Origin of the sequence: Saccharomonospora amisosensis (assembly GCF_011761185.1) — a bacterium.
GTDB lineage: Bacteria > Actinomycetota > Actinomycetes > Mycobacteriales > Pseudonocardiaceae > Saccharomonospora_A > Saccharomonospora_A amisosensis.
The window spans coordinates 2,465,379-2,485,291 of record NZ_JAAOYM010000001.1; the positions used below are offsets into that span (position 1 = coordinate 2,465,379).

General features: G+C 69.3%; 19 protein-coding genes. 9 read left to right on the plus strand and 10 right to left on the minus strand.

The window, feature by feature from the left end; genetic code table 11:
• Positions 1-9: 9 nt before the first annotated feature.
• On the minus strand, positions 10-666 hold the full coding sequence (cysC, locus tag FHU38_RS12000) for an adenylyl-sulfate kinase (protein WP_167170287.1): 657 nt from the start codon (positions 664-666) through the stop codon (positions 10-12).
• Between the two features lie 39 nt (positions 667-705).
• Here cysC and FHU38_RS12005 point away from each other — a divergent pair, with 39 nt between their 5' ends.
• On the plus strand, positions 706-1,872 hold the full coding sequence (locus tag FHU38_RS12005; RefSeq protein WP_167170290.1) for a hypothetical protein: 1,167 nt from the start codon (positions 706-708) through the stop codon (positions 1,870-1,872).
• 52 nt (positions 1,873-1,924) lie between these two features.
• Here FHU38_RS12005 and FHU38_RS12010 read toward each other — a convergent pair whose 3' ends face one another.
• A complete protein-coding gene (locus tag FHU38_RS12010) occupies positions 1,925-2,134 on the minus strand; it encodes a hypothetical protein (protein ID WP_167170293.1) in 210 nt (69 codons plus the stop codon).
• 143 nt (positions 2,135-2,277) lie between these two features.
• Here FHU38_RS12010 and FHU38_RS12015 point away from each other — a divergent pair, with 143 nt between their 5' ends.
• Entirely contained in the window at positions 2,278-3,177 is a 900-nt protein-coding gene (locus tag FHU38_RS12015) for a Vgb family protein (protein ID WP_167170295.1), read from the plus strand.
• A 20-nt stretch (positions 3,178-3,197) separates the two neighbouring features.
• Here the strand turns inward: FHU38_RS12015 and FHU38_RS12020 are convergent, their stop codons facing one another.
• Positions 3,198-3,581 (minus strand): hypothetical protein, encoded by a 384-nt coding sequence (locus tag FHU38_RS12020; protein ID WP_167170298.1) that lies wholly within the window; start codon positions 3,579-3,581, stop codon positions 3,198-3,200.
• Between the two features lie 154 nt (positions 3,582-3,735).
• Between FHU38_RS12020 and FHU38_RS12025 the strand changes: the two genes are divergently transcribed.
• Positions 3,736-4,701 (plus strand): helix-turn-helix transcriptional regulator, encoded by a 966-nt coding sequence (locus FHU38_RS12025; protein WP_167170300.1) that lies wholly within the window; start codon positions 3,736-3,738, stop codon positions 4,699-4,701.
• Here FHU38_RS12025 and FHU38_RS12030 read toward each other — a convergent pair.
• Genes FHU38_RS12030 through FHU38_RS12040 form a run of 3 tightly spaced genes read right to left on the minus strand, consistent with a single transcriptional unit; the run spans position 4,691 to position 6,872 of the window.
• Entirely contained in the window at positions 4,691-4,915 is a 225-nt protein-coding gene (locus tag FHU38_RS12030; RefSeq protein WP_167170303.1) for a DUF5703 family protein, read from the minus strand. The two genes, FHU38_RS12025 and FHU38_RS12030, sit on opposite strands and share 11 nt — an antisense overlap.
• Entirely contained in the window at positions 4,912-5,910 is a 999-nt protein-coding gene (locus FHU38_RS12035) for a hypothetical protein (protein ID WP_167170306.1), read from the minus strand. The genes FHU38_RS12030 and FHU38_RS12035 overlap by 4 nt, the downstream gene beginning before the upstream one ends.
• Positions 5,907-6,872, minus strand: a complete 966-nt coding sequence (locus FHU38_RS12040; protein ID WP_167170309.1) for an aldo/keto reductase — start codon at positions 6,870-6,872, stop codon at positions 5,907-5,909. The genes FHU38_RS12035 and FHU38_RS12040 overlap by 4 nt, the downstream gene beginning before the upstream one ends.
• A 128-nt stretch (positions 6,873-7,000) precedes the next feature.
• On the opposite strand from FHU38_RS12040, the gene FHU38_RS12045 reads away from it, so the two are divergent.
• Genes FHU38_RS12045 through FHU38_RS12060 form a run of 4 tightly spaced genes read left to right on the plus strand, consistent with a single transcriptional unit; the run spans position 7,001 to position 11,714 of the window.
• A complete protein-coding gene (locus FHU38_RS12045) occupies positions 7,001-8,071 on the plus strand; it encodes an LLM class F420-dependent oxidoreductase (RefSeq protein WP_167170312.1) in 1,071 nt (356 codons plus the stop codon).
• Positions 8,071-8,922 carry an undecaprenyl-diphosphate phosphatase gene (locus FHU38_RS12050; RefSeq protein ID WP_167170315.1) on the plus strand — a complete coding sequence of 284 codons (852 nt, stop codon included), beginning with the start codon at positions 8,071-8,073 and terminating at the stop codon, positions 8,920-8,922. The genes FHU38_RS12045 and FHU38_RS12050 overlap by 1 nt, the downstream gene beginning before the upstream one ends.
• 18 nt (positions 8,923-8,940) lie before the next feature.
• Positions 8,941-9,666, plus strand: coding sequence for a histidine phosphatase family protein (locus FHU38_RS12055; protein ID WP_167170317.1), 726 nt, complete (start codon positions 8,941-8,943; stop codon positions 9,664-9,666).
• Positions 9,663-11,714, plus strand: coding sequence for a M3 family metallopeptidase (locus FHU38_RS12060; protein ID WP_167170320.1), 2,052 nt, complete (start codon positions 9,663-9,665; stop codon positions 11,712-11,714). Before FHU38_RS12055 ends, FHU38_RS12060 begins: the two co-directional genes overlap by 4 nt.
• A gap of 4 nt (positions 11,715-11,718) precedes the next feature.
• Here the strand turns inward: FHU38_RS12060 and FHU38_RS12065 are convergent, their stop codons facing one another.
• The 3 genes from FHU38_RS12065 to FHU38_RS12075 form a co-directional block, all read right to left on the minus strand.
• The gene (locus FHU38_RS12065; protein WP_167170323.1) at positions 11,719-12,435 is read right to left on the minus strand and encodes a YwaF family protein; all 717 of its coding nucleotides are present in this window, start codon (positions 12,433-12,435) and stop codon (positions 11,719-11,721) included.
• Positions 12,436-12,541: 106 nt separating this feature from the next.
• Positions 12,542-13,531: a malate dehydrogenase gene (locus tag FHU38_RS12070; RefSeq protein WP_167170326.1), complete on the minus strand. Its 990-nt coding sequence runs from the start codon at positions 13,529-13,531 to the stop codon at positions 12,542-12,544.
• Positions 13,532-13,762: 231 nt separating this feature from the next.
• Positions 13,763-16,873, minus strand: coding sequence for a GH92 family glycosyl hydrolase (locus FHU38_RS12075; protein WP_167170329.1), 3,111 nt, complete (start codon positions 16,871-16,873; stop codon positions 13,763-13,765).
• Positions 16,874-17,033: 160 nt separating this feature from the next.
• On the opposite strand from FHU38_RS12075, the gene mptB reads away from it, so the two are divergent.
• Positions 17,034-18,668 carry a polyprenol phosphomannose-dependent alpha 1,6 mannosyltransferase MptB gene (mptB, locus tag FHU38_RS12080; protein ID WP_167170332.1) on the plus strand — a complete coding sequence of 545 codons (1,635 nt, stop codon included), beginning with the start codon at positions 17,034-17,036 and terminating at the stop codon, positions 18,666-18,668.
• On the opposite strand, the gene FHU38_RS12085 is transcribed toward mptB, so the two are convergent.
• Positions 18,625-19,065, minus strand: a complete 441-nt coding sequence (locus FHU38_RS12085; protein ID WP_167170335.1) for a TIGR03668 family PPOX class F420-dependent oxidoreductase — start codon at positions 19,063-19,065, stop codon at positions 18,625-18,627. The genes mptB and FHU38_RS12085 overlap by 44 nt on opposite strands.
• 265 nt (positions 19,066-19,330) lie before the next feature.
• On the opposite strand from FHU38_RS12085, the gene FHU38_RS12090 reads away from it, so the two are divergent.
• Positions 19,331-19,909: a DUF3090 domain-containing protein gene (locus FHU38_RS12090; RefSeq protein WP_167170337.1), complete on the plus strand. Its 579-nt coding sequence runs from the start codon at positions 19,331-19,333 to the stop codon at positions 19,907-19,909.
• Positions 19,910-19,913: the final 4 nt, after the last annotated feature.

Consider the following 19,913-nt stretch of genomic DNA (forward strand, 5'->3'; position numbering starts at 1 on the left):
GGACGGCGCTCAGCCGCTGAGCGCCGTCCGCTCCACAACACCGGTTTCCTCGGCACTCGCCACGGTGAGCAGGTCCCGGGTGCGCAGCAGGTCCAGCACCGCGGTGGCCGCTTCCTCGATCGTCAGATCACTGGTGTCTATCCGCAGGTCCGGGTCGAGTGGCTGCTCGTAGACATCGTCGACGCCGGTCATTCCCTTGATCTCGCCCGCGGCGGCACGCGCGTACAGGCCCTTGGGGTCGCGCCGCGCGCATTCCTCCACCGGTGTCGAGACGTGAATCTCCAAAAAGGACGTATCCCGCTGCTCGTGGTGAGTGCGGACGGCCGTCCTGGTCTCGGCGTAGGGTGCGATCACCGGCACCAGCGTGAGCACCCGGTGCCTGGACAGCAGTTCTGCGATGTAGCCGACCCTGCGGCCCTGCTGGTCGCGATCGTGGCGGGAGAAGCCGAGGTCGCTGGAGATCGTTCTGCGCAGCTCGTCGCCGTCGAGTACCTCAACCTCCACGTTCTCGCCCGCGAGCGAGGCGACAGCGCGAGCGACCGTCGACTTGCCCGCACCTGGCAGGCCGGTGAGCCAGACGGTCACGCCGCGGGACAGCCGCGGGCTGGTGGGTGGTGGCATTCGACGCTCCTTCTCGATCCGGTGCCCGTGAATTTCTGGCAGCATAGACACCTTGGCAAGGCCACCTACTACGATCCCGGGCTCATGACCCACCGATCCCAACGTGTCTACGTCCATATCGGGCTGCCGAAGACGGGCACCACCTCCCTACAGGCGTTGCTGTGGCACCACCGTGAAGCGCTGGCCGCGGATGGCGTGCTCTATCCAGGCGCCGATGACACGGCTCAGCACAAGGCCGCGATAGACGTGCACCCGCAACGTTTCCCGCAGTGGAACGAGCCAGGTGTGAAGGGCTCCTGGGACTGGCTGGTGGAGCAGGTGCGCGCGTGGCAGGGCACGTCGCTGATCTCGTCGGAGTTGCTGGCCCCGGCCAGTCCCGAGGAGGCGCAGCGGGTGCTGTCGGCGTTGTCGTTCGCCGAGATCCACGTGGTTTGCACCGTTCGGGACTTCGCGCGCCAGGTTCCTTCGGTGTGGCAGGAAAACATCAAGACCAGGGACGCCACGACGCTGGAGGATTTCCTCGCCCACCTGCGCGGCGGGGAACTGACCGATATCAGCAGGCCGTTCTGGGACTTTCAGGACCTGCCGAGGGTGTTGCGCACGTGGGGCGGCTCGCTGCCGCCGGAGCGGGTGCACGTGGTGACGGTGCCGCCGAAGGGCGCGCCGTCGGAGTTGCTGTGGCGGCGGTTCGCCGCCGTTCTCGGGGTGGACGCCGGCAAGTACACCACCGATGTGCCGCAGGAGAACTTCTCGCTGGGGCTGGCGGAGACGGAGCTGCTGCGGCGGGTCAACGTGGCGCTGGGGCCGGACATGCCGTGGCCGCGGTACGCGGGAGTGGTGAAGGACACCTTCGCGGCTCGGGTGCTGGCGGAGCTGGACGGTTCGACCCGCATCGCGTTGCCCCCCGGTGATCACGAGTGGGTGGCGGACACCGTGCGCCGGTTCGTCGACGCCGTCGCCGAGGCCGGCTACCACATCGTCGGCGACCTCGACGACCTGGTTCCCGCGCTGCGGGCCGAGGGCACCGCCACGGCGGTCGACATGCCCGACGACGCGGTGTTGCTGGAGACCGCCGTGGCGGCGATCGCGCGGCTCATCCATCGAGTGCCGTCTCCGCCCCCGCCGGGGGCCGGGCAGCGCGGCGTCCACCGAATCAAGGGCAGGCTGCGCGTTCTCTCCGAGAAGCACCCGCAGGCGATGCGGGCGCGGCGGTTCTACTGGCGTGCCAAGGCTCGGCTGCGCAGCACCTGACGACGGTGGGGAGCGCAGGACTCGCGGGCGAGAGCGGGGGACTCGCGGGTGGTCAGCGGGTGCGCCTGCGGTACCTGGCGTAGGCCCACCAGTAGCCGCCGCCGCCGAGTAGCAGCAGCCCGCCGAAGAACCACATCAGCGGCGGCACCCCGATGGTCACCGCCGACACCACCCACATCCCCAGGCCGAGGACGGTGAGCACGGCCATCGCCCACAACCGCCGCCGCGAGAACTCCTGCTGTTCCTCGGCTTCCTGTGTCATAGGCCCGATCCTGCCACCGCGGTCGTGGTCGCGCCGCACATCCGGTCAACTCCCGCCGCCGTGGCCGTCGGGTTATCGGCTGTCGAGTTGCCCGCCCGGCGCGCGGCGGTACGGTAGGGCGCCGGAGGCGAGAGGAGCAGGCCTTGCCCGACCTCAGCACGGTGTCCATCGTGGAGTTTCCCGTGGATGCCGCGGGGCCGTACGGGATCGCGGTCGGCGGTGACGACGCGGTGTGGTTCACCTACGTCCATGACGGCCGGATCGGCAGGCTGGCAGGCAACGGTCAGCACACCTCCTACCGGCTGGAAACGCCGTCGGGGCGGCCGTCGATCATCACGGCCGGGCCGGACGGCGCGCTGTGGTTCACCGAGTCGCATGCCCACCGCATTGGCCGCATCAGCACCGACGGCGCCATCACGGGGTTCGCCGTGCCCACGGCCGACGCGGGCCCGTTCGGCATCACGCAGGGTCCGGATGGCGCGCTGTGGTTCACCGAGCCGCACGCCGACCGCATTGGCCGCATCAGCACCGACGGCGCGATCACAGAGTTCCCGTTGCCGAGTTCCGGCACCTTCCCCGCCATGATCACCGCTGGCTGTGACGGCGCGCTGTGGTTCACGCTCAACCAGGCGGACGCGGTCGGCCGCATCACCACCGAGGGAAAGGTCGACATCCACCCGCTGCCAACGTCCGGCGCGGGCCCGGTCGGCATCACCACCGGCGGCAACGGCGCGCTGTGGTTCGTGGAGATCGTCGCGGGTCAACTGGGACGTATCACCGTCGACGGCGCGATCACGGAGTTCCCGCTGCCCGATCGTGAGGGCCGGCCGCACGCGATTACCTCGGCGGCGGACGGCAGCTGCTGGTTCACCGAGTGGGGCGCCAACCGGGTCGGCCGCGTCGGAGCCGACGGCCACATCACCGAATACGCCCTGCCCGCCCGGTTCAGCGAGCCGCACGGCATCGCGGCGGGGCGGGACGGCGCGCTGTGGGTGGCGCTGGAAAGCGGCGCGATCGCCCGGGTCGACGACTCTGCTGTATAACGACCTATACAATCGGGCTCTTAACTCACCTCCCTGCCGGTTCGTGCCCGGAACCTGATGTGGTGTCTGGGAACGAACGCCGTCACGACGGTGCGCCACTCGAGATCGGCCGTGAGTAGTTGATAGGTCACCATCGCCAGTGGTGCGCCGTCGACCGCGGGCATCCAGCCGCGCAGTAACCCCTTGACCTCGTAGCGGTACTGCAGGCCGTCGGCGGTGTCGTCGGTGAAGGTGAAGGCGTCACGGCGCAATGTGGTGCGCAGGTCGACCCACACCCACTGTGGTGGGTCCACCGGGGTGAACGACTCCGGCGGCTGTTCCGTGGGCGTCCATACCGGTCTGGTGGGTGTCGAGCTTTCGTCTCTGCGCCACCACCGGCACGCCGTTCGAGCTGGTTGATCCACAATGCGCTCCCCTGACGGTCTCCCGTTTCGAACAATAGTTCGAATGCTCTCGCGTATGTCAAGGGGAGTGTCGGAACCGACACCGTCTCGGTGGCGAACGAGTCGCGCGAGGATCCGGTCAGTTTCTGGCCGCTTGGTGAGAGATCCTGGGCCCATGGCGAACACGAGTGCCCGGATGCTGCGGTTGCTGTCGCTGCTGCAGACCCATCGGTTCTGGCCGGGCGGTGAGCTGGCCCGCAGGATGGAGGTGAGCGAGCGGACGTTGCGCCGCGACATCGAACGGCTGCGTGACCTCGGCTACCCGGTGGACGCCAGCCGCGGCGTCGCGGGTGGGTATCGGTTGCGATCCGGTGCGGCCATGCCACCACTGTTGGTTGACGACGAGGAGGCCGTTGCGATCGCGGTGGGGCTGTGCACGGCGGCAGGGGGTGTGGCAGGGGGTGTGGCGGAGCCGTCGATCCGGGCGCTGGGCAAGGTGATGCAGGTGATGCCGCCCAGGCTGCGACGCAGGATGGAGGCCCTGCGCGGCTACACCGTGCCCGCCTCGCTGTGGCAGGGCCCGGTTGTCGACGCCGTCGCGATGACCGTGCTCGCCCAGGCGTGCCGTGACGACGAGCGGCTGCGGTTCCACTACACCGCGCGGGACGGGCAGCACACGACACGGTTGGTGGAGCCGCACCGGCTGGTTTCGCTCGACCGCCGCTGGTACCTGGTGGCCTGGGATGCCGAACGGCACGGCTGGCGCACCTTCCGGGTCGACCGTCTGTCGGTACCCGAACTGACAGGCGCCAGGTTCCGGCAACGGGAACTGCCCGGCGGCGACGCGGCGGCGTTCGTGCGGCGAAGCATCGCGTCGTCGATCCCACGAAACGAGATCGTGCTGGATGTGCGGGCGCCTGCCGAACGGGTGCGCGCGGTCGTGGCGAGCTGGGGAACGGTGGCCGAACGCGACGCGGCGAGCTGCCGGTTGCGGATGAATGTCGACAGCTTCGCCTGGCCGGCTCTCGTGCTGGCGGCGGTGGGAGCCGACTTCGAGGTGGTCAGCCCGCCGGAACTCGGCGACTACCTGCGTGAGACAGGACAGCGATTCCTGCGAGCGGCCCAGCGGGCTAGGTCATGAGGCCGGGCAGTCCCGCCGCGGCCATCGAACGCCGTCGCCGCAGCCATACCCGGCGCGTACCGTCGGAGTACAGCCGCACGTTCGACAGCTCCCATCCGGAGAACTCCGCCTGGATGGAGAGTTGCACCGCGGCGGAAACGCGGGAAATCCCGGGTGGCAACTGCACCCTGCGGTACTCCCAATCCTCGTCGACCACCACTTCCGCATTCGTCATAAAGCGATCACCTGGATCCCTTCCCCGGCTGCCGAGCCGATGACGACCCGCGAGGTTCGTTCATCGACCGTAACCGAATTCGGCTGCCTAACGGTGGGGTAGCGGTACTTTTCTCGCGGCTCGCCGCCGCGCACGTCGAAGGCCACGACCTCGTTACGGCGGGTCAACGTCACCCAGACCAGGTCACGCCGAGAGTCGTAGGCGATGCCGTAGGCCCCGCCCGGCACCGGGTAGCGCTGCCGCAGCAGCAGCGGGTCGGCGGAGAAAGCCAGCAACGCGCCACGCCGGGTGTCGACCACGAACACCCGGCCGTAGGAGTCCGCCACCGCGTTGGTGGCTCCTTGCCCGGCCCGCAACCCCTCGCCGATGTGACCCTCCGCGACGTCGATGCTGAACAGGGCCGTGCGCTTGCGATCGAGCACGACTGCCGCGCCGTCGGCGACCAGCACGTCGTCCGCGCTGTAGAGGCCGTCGGTGATGGTTTCGCCGACCCGGTCACCGCGGAGCACCGCGACGCCCTTGCGCTCCCGCAGCGCGACCAGAGTGCGCTCCCCGTCGGCCGCCACCCCGGCAGGCCCGCCGGCCACCGGTACGGTCGTCAGCTCGCCATCGGGCAGCCGGATGCGGGCGAGTTGGCCCGCGTCCGGCAGCGCCGCCAGCAGGCTGTCGCCCGACACGGTCAGGTCTTGTGCCGGCGCGGGCAGCGACACCGACCTCGCCCGCGCGTCGAGCCGGTCGAGGTCGTACAGCAGCACAGCGGCCGGCTCGGTGACCGACACCGCGAGTGTCCTGCTGGCGGCATCGGTGGCCAGCGCGTTGACGGCACCGGGCGCGGACAGTACCCGGCCCGAGGGCTCCACCGACGCCGGTGGCGAGGCGGGCGCGACGGCGGCCCTTGGGTTCTCCACGACCTGCAACTCGTCGCCGCCCTGCTCCGAGCAGGCCGCCAGCGGCGGCAGGAGTAGCAGCAGCACTGCGATGACCCGCGCCCTCATGCCGGCCACCGCTCGGGGTAGCCGAACTCGATGGAACTCACGTCGTCCAGAGCGGACCTGATGGCGCTGGGCAGGACGAGGCCCTCGGCGGCAAGGGAACCGGACAGCTGCGCGGTGTCACGCGCACCGACCACCGGTGCCACCACGCCCGGCCGGTCACGGACCCACGCCAGCGCGACGGCCAGCGGCGAGGTGCCCAGCCCGTCGGCGGCGGTGACGACCGCCTCCACGATGCGCCCCGCACGCTCGGTGCGATGCTGCTCGACGTAGCCCGCGTAGGTGGTGGAGGCGCCGCGCGAGTCGGCGGGAGTGCCGGTGCGGTACTTGCCGGTGAGCACGCCACGGCCCAGCGGAGCCCACGGCAGCAACCCGATGCCGTGATGGGCGGCGGCGGGAACCACCTCGCGTTCGATGCCCCGTTCCAGCAGCGAGTACTCGGCCTGCGTGGAAACGATCCGGTTGTCCCGCATGGCGGCAGCCGCCGTGGCCAGTTGCCAGCCCGCGTAGTTGCACACCCCCGCGTAGCGGACCTTGCCGCTGCTGACGGCGTGGTCGAGCGCGGACAGCGTCTCCTCGATCGGCACGGCCGAATCCCAGGCGTGCAGCTGCCACAGGTCGATGTGCTCGACCCCCAGCCTTCGCAGCGAACCGTTCAGCGCGGACAGCAGCGCCCCGCGCGAGGCGCCGCCGCCGAACGGGCCGCCTCCCCGCCTGGCCACCGCCTTCGTCGCCAGCACGATGTCGTCACGCGGCACCAGCTCACCCAGCAGCGAGCCGAGGATGCGCTCGCCCTCGCCGTCGGCGTAGATGTCGGCCGTGTCGACCAGCGTGCCGCCCGCGTCGACGAACGACGCGAGCTGGTTGGCGGCTTCCTCGGCATCGGTGACGGTGCCCCAGGACATGGTTCCCAGTGCCATGCGGGACACTCTCAGGCCGGAGGCGCCGAGGTGACGGCTTTCCATGCCGCCCGAGCCTAGCGACGGTCACCGAGCGCCACGACACGTGGGCGAGGACGATACCCGTGCGGTGGGCGGCCGCGTCGCCAAGGCAGGTGTGGGCCTCCTCCGGCACGCCGATAGTGTCGGCGCTCGTGCGATTGGGATTGAATCTCGGATACTGGGGCGCGTCCGGCAGTGCGTCCGGCAGTGCGTCTGGTGTCGGGCTGGCGAAGCAGGCCGACACCCTCGGCTACTCGGTGGTGTGGGCGGCGGAGGCGTACGGTTCGGACGCCGCCACGGTGCTGGCGTGGATCGCCGCGCAGACCACATCCGTCGACATCGGAAGCGCCGTGCTGCAGATACCGGCGCGCACCCCCGCCGCTACCGCGATGACCGCCGCGACGCTGGATTCCCTTTCCGGCGGGCGCTTCCGGCTCGGTCTCGGGGTGTCGGGGCCGCAGGTGTCCGAAGGCTGGCACGGGGTGCGGTTCGCCTCCCCGCTCGGCCGCACCCGGGAGTACGTCGATATCGTTCGCGCCGCCTTGCGCCGCGAGCGGCTGCGCTACAACGGAAAGCACTTCCAGCTTCCGCTGCCGGACGGGCCGGGCAAGGCGCTGACACTGACCATCCACCCGGTGCGCGAACGGTTGCCGATCTACCTGGCCGCGATCGGACCGCGCAACCTGGAGCTCACCGGGGAGATCGCCGACGGCTGGCTGCCGGTGTTCTTCTCACCGGAACACGCGCACAGCCAGGTCGAGCGCCTGCGGGCTGGCGCGGAAAGGGCGGGGCGCTCACTCGACGGTTTCGACATCGCGCCCACCGTCCCGCTGGTTCCCGGCTCCGACTGGAAGGCCTGCGCCGATGCCGTTCGCCCCTACGCCGCGCTGTACGTCGGAGGCATGGGCAGCAGGGAGCGCAACTTCTACAACGAACTCGCCTGCCGGATGGGCTTCGAGGCGCAGGCGGCGCGGATACAGCAGCACTACCTCGCCAAGGACTACGAGGCGGCCATGGCCGAAGTTCCGCTGGAGTTCATCGATGCCACCAGCCTGCTCGGCCCCAAGGAGCGCATCGCGGAGCGGATGGCGGCTTTCGCCGAGGCCGGAGTGACCACGCTCACGGTGGCGCCCTACCTCGCCACAACCAACGCCGACACCAACGCCGCCACCGAGGCGCTGCGTACCGCGGTCGCCGCGCTTGAACTGTCGGGGGTGGCGTGATGGGGTGGTTCGAAGCGCTCGTCCTCGGGCTGGTCCAGGGGCTTACCGAGTTCCTGCCGATCTCGTCAAGCGCGCACCTGCGTATCGTCGCCGCGTTCGCGGGCTGGGACGATCCCGGTGCCGCGTTCACGGCCGTCACCCAGATCGGCACCGAAACGGCCGTGCTGCTGTACTTCAGCAAGAAGATCGGCCGGGTGCTGCGCAACTGGTTCCTTTCGCTGTACAGGCGGGAGTACCGGGGCGATCCCGACGCCAGGATGGGCTGGCTGATCATCGTCGGATCGCTGCCGATCGTGGTGCTTGGGCTGGCGTTCCAGGACCAGATCGAGCACACCTTCCGCGACCTGCGGTTGACCGCGACCACACTGATCGTCTTCGGTCTGCTGCTGCTGGTGGCCGACCGCATCGGCCGCAAGGAACGCGACCTGGACCACCTGACGGTCCCGCACGGCCTCGCGTTCGGTATCGCGCAGGCGTTCGCCCTGATACCGGGCGTGTCCCGGTCGGGCGGCACGATCACAGGTGGCCTGCTGCTGGGGTACAAGCGCGCGGACGCGGCGGAGTATTCGTTCCTGCTGGCCGTGCCCGCCGTGCTCGGTTCCGGCTTCTACAAGCTGCTCGACATCGGTGAGGGCCAGGGGCCGTCGTGGGGGCCCACGATCCTGGCGACCGTCGTGGCGTTCGGTGTCGGCTACGCGGTGATCGCGTGGCTGATGTCCTACATCAAGAAGAACAGCTTCCTGCCGTTCGTCATCTACCGGTTCGTGCTGGGTGTGCTGCTGCTCATCCTGGTGTTCGCCGGGGTGCTCGACCCGCACGCGGGCCCGGCTGTCTCCGCCGGAGGGCAGTGAGCCCGTAGGGTGGCGGCTGTGGGAACCGTCATTCTGCTGCGCCACGGCCGCTCCAGTGCCAACGGCTCCGGTGTGCTCGCGGGCAGGGCACCGAAGGTGGGTCTGGACGACCAAGGGCGCGCTCAGGCGCAGGCCCTGATCGACAGGCTCGCCGGGGTGCCGCTGGCCGCGCTCGTGGTGTCGCCGCTGCTGCGCTGCAGGCAGACGCTGGCGCCTCTGGCGAAGGACAGGGGACTCGACCGGACCACCGAACCCCGCCTGTCCGAAGTGGACTACGGGGAGTGGACGGGCAGGGAACTGAAGACGCTGGTCAAGGAACCGCTGTGGCGGGTGGTGCAGGCGCACCCCTCCGCGGCGGTGTTCCCCGGTGGAGAAGGGCTCGCCGAGGTGCAGGCCAGGGCCGTGGCGGCGGTGCGCGAGCACGACGCGCGGATCACCGCCGAGCACGGCGACGGCGCGGTGTGGTTGCTGTGCAGTCACGGCGACGTCATCAAGTCCGTTCTCGCCGACGCGCTGGGGCAGCACCTGGACAGTTTCCAGCGCATCGTCGTGGACCCCGGCTCACTTTCGGTGGTCCGCTACACCGAGACCCGGCCGTTCGTGCTGAGGGTCAACGACACGGGCGGCGACCTCGGCGGCGTTGTCCCCCCGCAACCGAAGAAGCGGCGAAAGAGCCGCAAGCTGTCCTCCGACGCGGTGGTCGGAGGCTCGACCGGCTCGGGCTCGAGGAAGGACCGATCGTGACGGGTACCGACAATCCGCTGCTGCAGCCCAGTGACCTGCCCTACGAACTGCCGCCGTTCGACCGCGTGGCCGACGAGCACTTCGCGGCCGCCTTCGAGGCGGCAATGGCCGAGCACGCCGCCGAGGTGGAGCGAATCGCGGGCCAGGCGGAGCCGCCGACGTTCGACAACACGATCGTGGCGCTGGAACGCTCCGGAAGATCGTTGAACCGGGTGTCCTCGGTGTTCTTCAACCTCGTCGCCTCCCACTCCAACGACACGTTGCGGCGGGTGCATGCCGACATCGCGCCACGGCTGGCATCGCACGCCGACGGCATCCACCTGAATCCGGCACTGTTCGCCCGTATCGAGAGCCTCTATACCCGGCGTGACGAACTCGGCCTCGACGCGGAATCCGCCTGGTTGCTGCGCCGCTACTACCTCGACTTCCAGCGCGCGGGGGCGGCGCTGACCGCGCGCGAACAGCGGGAGCTGCGCGAGCTCAACGAGGAGCTGTCCTCGCTGTCCACGCGCTTTCAGGACAACCTGCTCTCCGACACCGGCGAGCTGGCCGTGCTGGTGAGCGACCCGGCGGAGCTGGCGGGGCTGTCGCAGGACGCGGTGGCCGCCGCGGCGCAGGCCGCCAGGGAACGCGGGCAGGACGGCAAGTACCTGCTGCGGCTCGTGCTGCCGACGAACCAGCCCGCGCTGGCCTCGCTGGAGAACCGTGCGCTGCGGGAACGGGTGTACCGCGCCTCCACGGCTCGTGGAAACCGCGGCAACGAGCACGACAACACCGAGGTGCTGGCGCGTATCGCGATGTCGCGGGCACGCAGGGCCGCGTTGCTGGGGCACCCGCACCACGCGGCGTACGTGATCGAGGATCAGACGGCACGCACGGTTGAGGCCGTCATGGGGCTGCTGCACCGGCTCGCGCCGGTGGCCGTCGCCAACGCCAGGGCGGAGGCAGCCGAGTTGAGCCGCCAGATCGAGGAGTCGGGAGCCGACTTCGAGTTGCGGCCGTGGGACTGGGCGTTCTACGCCGAGCGGGTGCGAAGCCGCCGTTTCGAGATCGACGAAGCGGAGCTTCGGGAGTACTTCGAACTGGAACGCGTGCTGCGTGACGGCGTGTTCTACGCGGCCAACCAGTTGTACGGGTTGACCTTCACCGAACGGCACGATCTGCCGACCTACCACGCGGACGTGCGGGTGTTCGAGGTGTTCGACGCCGACGGTGGGCCGCTCGGCCTGTTCCTGGGCGACTACTACGCGCGAGACTCCAAGCGGGGTGGCGCGTGGATGAACACCTTCCGCGACCAGTCCAGGCTGCTCGGCGAACGGCCGATCGTGGTGAACAACCTGAACCTGGTCAAGCCCGCTGCGGGTGAGCCGACACTGCTCAGCTACGACGAGGTCACCACGGCGTTCCACGAGTTCGGGCACGCGCTGCACGCGTTGCTCTCCGATGTGGAGTATCCCCGGTTCTCTGGCACCAGCGTTCCCCGCGACTTCGTGGAGTTTCCCTCCCAGGTCAACGAGATGTGGGCACTGTGGCCGGAGGTGTTGCACAACTACGCGAGGCACTACCGCACCGGGGAGCCGTTGCCGCCGCGGCTGGTTGACCGGCTCGAGGAGGCCCGCCGCTACGGTGAGGGTTTCGCCACCACCGAGTACCTGGCCGCCGCGCTGCTGGATCTGGGGTGGCACACCATCGGTGCGGACACCCACATCGACGACGTGGGCACATTCGAGGAACAAGCGCTGGAGAAGGCAGGCGTCGCGCTGGCCACCATCGCGCCGAGGTACCGCAGCACCTACTTCGCCCACATCTTCAGCACCGGCTACGCCGCCGGGTATTACTCCTACATCTGGAGTGAGGTGCTCGATGCCGACTCCGTCGAGTGGTTCCGCGAGAACGGCGGGCTGACCAGGGCTAACGGCGAGGTGTTTCGGCGGGCGTTGCTGAGCAGGGGCGGCAGCATGGACCCGATGGAGGCGTTTCGGGCCTTTCGTGGGCGTGATCCGGAGATCGAGCCGCTGCTGCGGCGCCGTGGCCTGACAGGGGCGTGAGGGGTCAGGTGCGCCGGCTGTTCGCCGCCCTGTGCCGGTGCACGGTCCATGGCCACGTCATCAGCGCCCATGCGGCGGCGATGACCGTGATCTCAGGGAGTAGGTACCACGGCCACGGGCCGAGCAGGTCGAGCACCGAGCCGGTGTCCGGCTTGCGGTTGAGGTAGCCGTAGTTGGTGCCGGTGGCCGCGTTGAAGGTCATCGCGACCGCGACCCAGCCCAGTGTCACGGCGACGGTGATGCGGTAACCGCGCCACGTCGGTCGCAACCCCGCCCCCCAGGTGAGGTAGATCGCCGCCCAGATGACGAGCAGGTGCATGCCCCAGAACGCCAGGAACTCGTGGTGAGGGAAGTCGGGACTGGCGAGCACGGGGGAGACAAGGGCCTGCGTGCTCAGCGAGAGGCACCAGTAGTAGGTGAGCGCGAAAGCCCAGTGTCGATGTGACCACAGCGCGTACGCGGCGACGAGCCCTGCCAGGTCCGACAGGTGCAGCGGCACGGAGTCGGCGACGTCCCACCGCGCCGACGACATGGTGTAGGCCTGGATCGTCACGTAGACGGCCAGCAGCACGACGGCGAAACCGCGGCTGAAGTGGCGGTCCGCCGCGGTTTCGCGGTACTTGCGACCGAAGCCGACCAGCGCCGCCGTCCCCGCCGCGAAGATCAGCAAGACCATCCAGTGCGAGGGCCCGTAGGCGTTGAACTGGCCCTGCGTTGCCATGGGTCTCACCCTGGCAGAAGTACCCGTGCCCGGTCAGGTGGATGCGTGGCAGGGCGGAGGTGGGGGCCGGGGCGCTGGTACCCGGCCCCCACCGTGAGGGGTGTCGTCAGACGAGCCCGAGCTTGCGCACGGCGTCGCGCTCGTCGGCCAGTTCCTGCACGGAGGCGTCGATGCGCGGCCGGGAGAACTCGTTGATCTCCAGCCCCTGCACGATCTCGTAGCGCCCGCCGGTGCAGGTGACGGGGAAGGAGGAGATGAGACCTTCCGGGACGCCGTAGGAGCCGTCGGAGGGCACACCCATCGACACCCAGTCGTCCTGCGGGGTGCCGTTGACCCAGTCGAAGACGTGGTCGATGGCCGCGTTGGCCGCCGAGGCGGCCGACGACGCGCCCCGCGCCTCGATGATCTCGGCGCCACGCTTGGCTACCCTCGGGATGAACTCCTCGGCCAGCCACTTCTCGTCGTTGACGGCCTCGGCGGCGCCGCGGCCCTTGACCTCGGCGTTGAACACGTCGGGATACTGGGTGGCGGAGTGGTTGCCCCAGATGGTCATCCGCTTCACGTCGGTGACCGGTACCCCCAGCTTCTTGGCGAGCTGGGCGACGGCGCGGTTGTGGTCGAGGCGGGTCATCGCGGTGAACCGCTCGGCGGGCACGTCGGGGGCGTGTGAGCGCGCGATCAGCGCGTTGGTGTTGGCCGGGTTGCCGACCACGAGGACCCGGACGTCGTCGGCGGCGCCCGCGTTGATGGCCTCGCCCTGCGGCTTGAAGATGCCGCCGTTGGCCTCGAGCAGGTCGCTACGCTCCATGCCCTTGGTGCGGGGCCGCGCTCCGACCAGCAGTGCGATGTTGGTGCCCTCGAATGCCTGCTTGGCGTCGTCGAAGATGTCGGTTCCGGCCAGCAGCGGGAACGCGCAGTCCTCCAGCTCCAGTGCCGTGCCCTCTGCCGCCTTGACCGCCTGCGGGATCTCCAGCAGGCGCAGCCGCACCGGAGTGTCCTGCCCGAGCAGCTGACCGGACGCGATGCGGAACAGCAGCGCGTACCCGATCTGGCCGGCAGCGCCGGTGACGGTGACGTTGACAGGGGCCTGGGTCATGACGTTCTCCTGCTCGCGGTTCGTTGCTTGTGCTGTATCGGGATGCTATCCGCCGTCACGAGGAGCGGTCGGGTGCGTCGTCTCACCTGAACCGATCGAGCCAGACTGTATAACGTCCTATACGGCTTGGCTTGTAGAGACACACCTCACTTCGGCACCGCAACAGCCAAGCCGTACCTCCCAAAACAGCACGGAAGATGACAGTTTCCGCAACGGCTTGCAGCTGAGGTTTCAGCTCAGCAGCTCCCACTGCGCCAACCGCAGCCGTGGCCATGTCGTCTCCGTGATGCGCAGCCGGTGCAGCCGGCAGCGCATCGGCTCTGTGATCCGAAACGCCCTTGTCTGGCGGCGCCACTGGAACACCTCGCCGTGCCGCTCGTCCAGCACGGTCCACTCCAGACCGTCCGGGGAACCCTCAAGTACCCAACCGCTCGGGGTGCCCTCGGTGCTGCCGGAGGTCAGCGTGTACATCCTCACTGTCCCCTCGCCCTCGTGCCGAAGCACCGGGTAGGCCGTGCGGAACGCCACCTCGGTGAACGTGGTGTCGTCGGTGAGCGCGGTCACGTCCGTACCGTCGCAGCAGCTCACGGTGCCAGCGACTTCCTTGAGTGGGCGAGGCCGGTGGGTGGGGCCGCTGACAGCGCCCCACGCCGAAGGGGTGGGGCCGAGTTCGAAGTCCAGTACCGCGCCAGCGGTGAGCACCTCGTGGTCGAGCCACGGCGAGTCGTGCGGCTGCCCGTTGACGCGCAGGCTCCGCACGTACACGTTCTCTGCGCTGTTGCCGGGCGCGTTAACCACGATGTCGTTGCCGTTCTCCAGGTGCACCACCGCGCGGGTGAACAGCGGTGAGCCGATGACGTAGTGAGGGCTGCCTACCGCGAGCGGGTAGAACCCGAGCGCGCTGAACAGGTACCAGGCCGACATCTCACCGTTGTCCTCGTCGCCGGGATAGCCCTGCCCGATCTCGCTGCCCAGGTAGCAGCGGCGCAGCACCTCTCGCACGATCCGCTGGGTTTCGGCGGGTGCGCCCGCGTGCGCGTACAGGTAGGCAATGTGGTGTGAGGGCTGGTTGGAATGGGCGTACTGACCGAGCCGCACGTCCCTCGCCTCGGTCATCTCGTGCTTGACCAACCGGTAGGAACCGGTGCGGGTGCCGGTTTCCGGTGTGGCGAAGAAGGTGTCAAGGGCGGACTTCAACCCGGCGCGGCCGCCGTGCAGCGCCGCCAGCCCTTCACCGTCGTGCGGCACGGCGAACGCGGCGTTCCAGCCGTTGGTCTCGGTGTAGTCGTAGCCCCACACGGTGGGGTCGTACTCCTCGGGACTCCACCTCCATTCGCCGCGAGGCGTGCGGCCCTGGAAGAAGCCGATGCGGTGGTCGAAGTGCTCGACGTAGCCTTGCGCGCGGCTGCCGAAGTAGACGGCGTTGTCGGCCTCTTCGAGCGCCAGTGACCAGTTGGCGAGCCCGAAGTCGTTGACGCATCCCTCCAGCGACCACGAAAGGCCTTCCCGCACCGATGTGGGGGTGAAACCGAGGAAGATCGACTGCGACAGCCCGCGCCTGCCCACGCGCCACCCCGAAGGTGTGACGGTCGCGTTCTTGACGGCGGCGTCGTAGGCGGCGCGCACGTCGAAACCACGCACTCCCTTCAGGTAGGCGTCGGCGAAGGCGACGTCGGAACCGGTGCCGACCATCGAGAGCCCGTAACCGGGGCACGACCACCGCGAGATCCAGCCGCCCTCCCGGTACTGGTTGACGAAGCCCTCCAGCAGCCTGCCGCACAGCGTCGGCGCCAGCAGTGCGTAGGCCGGCCATGCGGTGCGGTAGGTGTCCCAGAACCCGTGGTTGACCGACATCGGTCCTTCGAACACCCGCGCGCCCTGCCGCAGCCTGCGACGAGCCACGGGGCTGGCGTGTCGGGTGCCCTGTGGGGTGTCCTCCTCGGCGCGGTTGGGGTAGAGGAACAGCCGGTAGAGGTTCGAGTAAAGGGTGGTCAGCTCGTCGTCGGTCGCGCCTTCGACCTCCACCCTGCCCAGCAGGTCCCGCCAGCGACTTCGGGCGCGGTCGCGGACGTCGTCGAACGTCAACGGCCGGGCCAGCTCGGTCTCCAGGTTGCGCCGGGCCTGCGGGGCGCTGATGAGCGAGGTCGCGATGCGCATGGTGACCTCGCGTTCGGCGAACCGCACGTACCCGGTGACGGTTCGCCACGGTGGTCGGCGCAACCGCCGTCCCGCGATCGGCGCCTGGTCGAAGGTGGCGTGCAGGTACATCTTGTGCGTGCCTGCCGACGACCGGCTGCGTACCCAGGTGTGCCCGGTCACCGTGCGCTGGGCGGTGTCGATGTTCACCTTGCCGAAGTCGCGCACGTTGTCGAACAGCAGCCACCCCTCCTTGTCGGGGAAGGTGAACCGCATGATGGCACCGTGGTCGGTCGGTGCGATGTCGGTGGTGATACCGCAGCGGAACCGGACGCCGTAGTGGTGTGGCCGGTCGGTCTCCTCGGTATGGGAGAAGGCGAGCGCGCGGTCCCGGCGGCGGGTGCGCAGCGGCCCGGTCCCCGGCATGACATGGAAGGTGTTGCGGTCGCCGATCCATGGGCTCGGCAGGTGGCTGAGCGCGAAGGCCTGTAGTGAGCCATGCTGGTAGTGGTAGGGCCAGGACAGGCTGCCCGCGTCGGTGACCGGAGTCCAGAGGTTGAACCCGTTGGGAACCGCGGTGGCGGGCAGGCAGTTTCCACGGGAGAAGTGGCGGCCGGAGTGGGTACCCCTGGTGGTGTGGACGTAGTCGACCGGGTCTCGGCGGGCCTGTTCGACCTCTCCGACGCGGATGTCGTCGATCCAACCGGTGATCTCCTGCTCGCCGGGCGGCGGTTCGGTGACGAGCACGATCGCCCGTGCGGTGCGCCCTGCCGCGACGGCGCCGAGCCGGTGTCGTACCAGGTTCCACTGATCGACATACAGCGTCTTCGACCGGCCCTGCTGCGCCGCGGCGGCGCCGGGTGTGAGTTCGCTGAGCGTGCTGCCGTCGTCGAACTCGATGTCGACGGCCACGTAGCTGCTGCGGTAGGTGGGGACACCGGCGCCGCGCCCGGACTCGGGCAGCACGACGTAGGACAGCTCGGTGCGCTCGGCGATGGCCAGGTCCACGGTGAACAGGCCGGCACGGGCGAGTCCGGTTGTCGTGGTGGCGTAGTGCAGGGCGTGGGAGCCGGTGAATCCGGTGCCTCGCGGCGCGGCCAGCGGCGAGGCCGGGCCGGAGCCGACGCGAAGCCGCAGCCGCGCTCCTGTGGCGGTGGGGCGGGGTTCGTCGTCCTCGAACGACGTGAAGAACTCCGTGCTGGCCACGCGCCTACCGTAGTGGCGCGTCGCGGCGGTCGCTCGATGATCGGCGACCGCGCCCGCGGGGGCGTCGCGGGCGCGCTGCTCGGGCGAAATCGCTGCTCGCGACACAGCTCGCACCTAAGGCGACCGCGTCCGGTCGCGGTGTGTAACCTCAGAGGTCAGTATGGCGACCACGACCGACCCTGTGCCGAGCGCTGAGAGCGCGGAATCGGCTGACGACGCTTCGCGGACACGGAGCAGCACCCGTGGCGGCGACGTGGCGCGCTTCCCGTTGCGCACCATCGCGATGGGTGCGTTCGGCAGCACGCTGCTGATGCTGGCTTCGCTCGGCGCGGGCGGCATCCTGATCAGAGACCCGATCCTGGGGTCGGGACCGCTGTCGTGGATCCGTTACGGCCACGGTCATGCGCTGGCGACGGCGCTGCTGTATGTCGGGTTCGGACTGGTGGTGTGGGCGTGGGTGCGGCTGGGCCGTTACGTGCTCGCGGGCCGGATCGGTAGCAGGCCGGTCGTGGTCGCGGCGCTGACGTGGATGGTGCCGCTGCTGATCGCGCCGCCGCTGTTCACCAGGGACGTCTTCTCCTATCTGGGCCAGGGCGCGCAACTGCTGTACGGGTTGGACCCCTACGCCTACGGCCCGGCCGAGTTGGACGTGTTGCCCGACGTGGTGCAGAACGTGCATCCGCTGTGGCAGACCACGCCGGCTCCGTACGGGCCGTTGTTCCTGCTCATCGCCAAGGGCATCGTGTCGGTGACCGGCAACGACGTCATCGCGGGCGTGATCGTGACCAGGCTTGTGATCCTGACCGGGCTGGCCGGGCTGCTGTGGGCGTTGCCGCGGCTGGTGCGTCATCTCGGTGGCAAGCTGCCGGTGACGATGTGGTTGGCGATCGCCAGCCCGATGACGGTGATCCACCTCGTGGGTGGTCCGCACAACGACCTGCTGATGTTGGCTTTCCTTGCCACGGGTGTGCTCGCGGCGCTGGAGCGGCGGCATGCCGCCGCGATCGCGCTGGTGACGGTGGGCATGCTCATCAAGCCGACGGCCGCGATCGCGTTGCCGTTCCTGGTGTGGGTATGGGCCAACCACCTGCCCGCGGAACAGAGCCTGGCACGCCGGTTCGGGAAGGCCGTGACCCCCTCGCTCGGGATCTTCGGCGTGGTGTTCGTGGCGGGGACGTCGATTTCGCTTGGGTCGTTCAATCTCGGCTGGGTCGGCGGGTTGCAGGCGCCGCAGATCATCGTCAACTGGCTCAACTTTCCCACCGGTATCGGGGAGATCTTCCACACGCTGGTCAACGTGGTTGTCGAGGTGCCGGCGTCGCCGTTCGTGACGGTGGCCAGGTTGCTGGCGTGGGTGGCGCTTGCCGCCATCATCGTGAGGCAGTGGTGGCTTTCGCGTCACGGCGGTAACGAGGCCATCCTGCGGATGGCGATCACACTGCTGGCGGTGGCGATTTTCGCTCCTCCGACGTTGCCGTGGTACCTGACGTGGGGTTTCGTCATCGCCTCCGCGTTCCCGTGGCGGCGGCTGCACTTGGCCGTCGTCGTCGGGGTGTCGATGGTGCTGGTGCTGGTGTATTACCCGACGGGGGAGCAGAGTCTCTACGACTGGTGGTTCATCGCGGTGGTGCTCGCCGCCAGCGTTTACGGCGCGGCGTCGTTGCTGCGGCCCGATCCGTTGGGTTTGTTGGCCGCGTGGCGGCGGCTGCCGAACGGCGGGGCGGTCGAGCGGCAGGAGCCTGGCGGCGAGGTCAGTCGGGAACAGCCGACGCCGCCCACCCGCGCCACGCCGTGACGGTGGTGCGCACGACCGGGCCGTGTGGCGGGTTGTGCTGGTAGTGCGGGTACTTGCGCTGCAATAGCGCGATGTCGGTCTCGGTCTCGACCGCCGGGTCGTCCCGCGCACGCAGGATCGTGGCCGTGCCGTCGGCGCGGACCCACCACAGGCGAGACCAGTCGTCGTCGTAGTGGTCGGCGAGGAACGAAACGTTCGGGTTGGCGGCTATGTTGCGCAGTCGCCGCAGGTCAGCGGAGGCCTTTGGTTTGGCGTCCACCGCGAACACGATCGTGTCGCCTGCGACGGCGAAGGTGACCGGGACCAGGTGGGGCATACCGCGAGCGTCGGCGGTGGCGAGCCTTGCCACCGGCTGTGCCGCGAAGCGCCGACGAGCTTGCCCCGTTTCCAGCCGCATGGCCCCGAGGCTAGCGGCGCGGTGTGGTCCGGGCAGCGGCGTATCGGCCGACGTGCCGGCGTCGTGTGAAGATCACCGCAGTTGGCCGCGAGGCTGTCGCGCTTTCCGCGGGTGACCACGTCGCGACGAATGGTTAACCTGGTCAGGTGGGGTGTGTGTGCCGTACGGGGCGGTTCGTAGCTCTGCGCTATCCATGCGAATCGGTCGCTGGAGTCCTGCCCCGGACGAGCCTGATCTTGGAAGTTGGCCTAGGGTCGTATATGCCATGGCTCGTGTCATTCACGTCTTCCGTCAACCCGACCGCTTCGTCGCAGGAACCGTCGGGGAACCCGGCGACCGCACGTTCTACCTGCAGGCGTCGGAGAGCACTCGCACTATCAGTGTGACCATCGAGAAGCAGCAGGTCGCGGTGCTCGCCGAGCGCCTGGACTCGTTACTGGAGGAGGTCGCCAGCCGGTTCGGTGCCGACGTGCCGGAGGAGGTGCCCGACGAGCTGGTCGACACCGAACCGTTGGACGTACCCGTTGAGGAGGAGTTCCGGGTCGGCACGATGGGGTTGGGCTGGGACGCCGAGAGCAAGGCCATCGTGATCGAGTTGCTGGCCATCACCGAAGGTGAGATCGACGAGACGGTGGTGCTCGACGACACCGAGGAGGGGCCCGACGCGGTGCGGGTGTTCCTCAGTCCCGCGGCGGCGCGCGCGTTCGCCGCCAGGGCCGACCGCGTGGTCAACGCCGGCCGAAAGCCTTGTCCACTGTGCGGCGAACCGCTCGACCCGGCAGGCCACATCTGCCCAAGGCAGAACGGCTACCGCCGAAACACCGACCTCACCGGCGAGGGTTGAGACC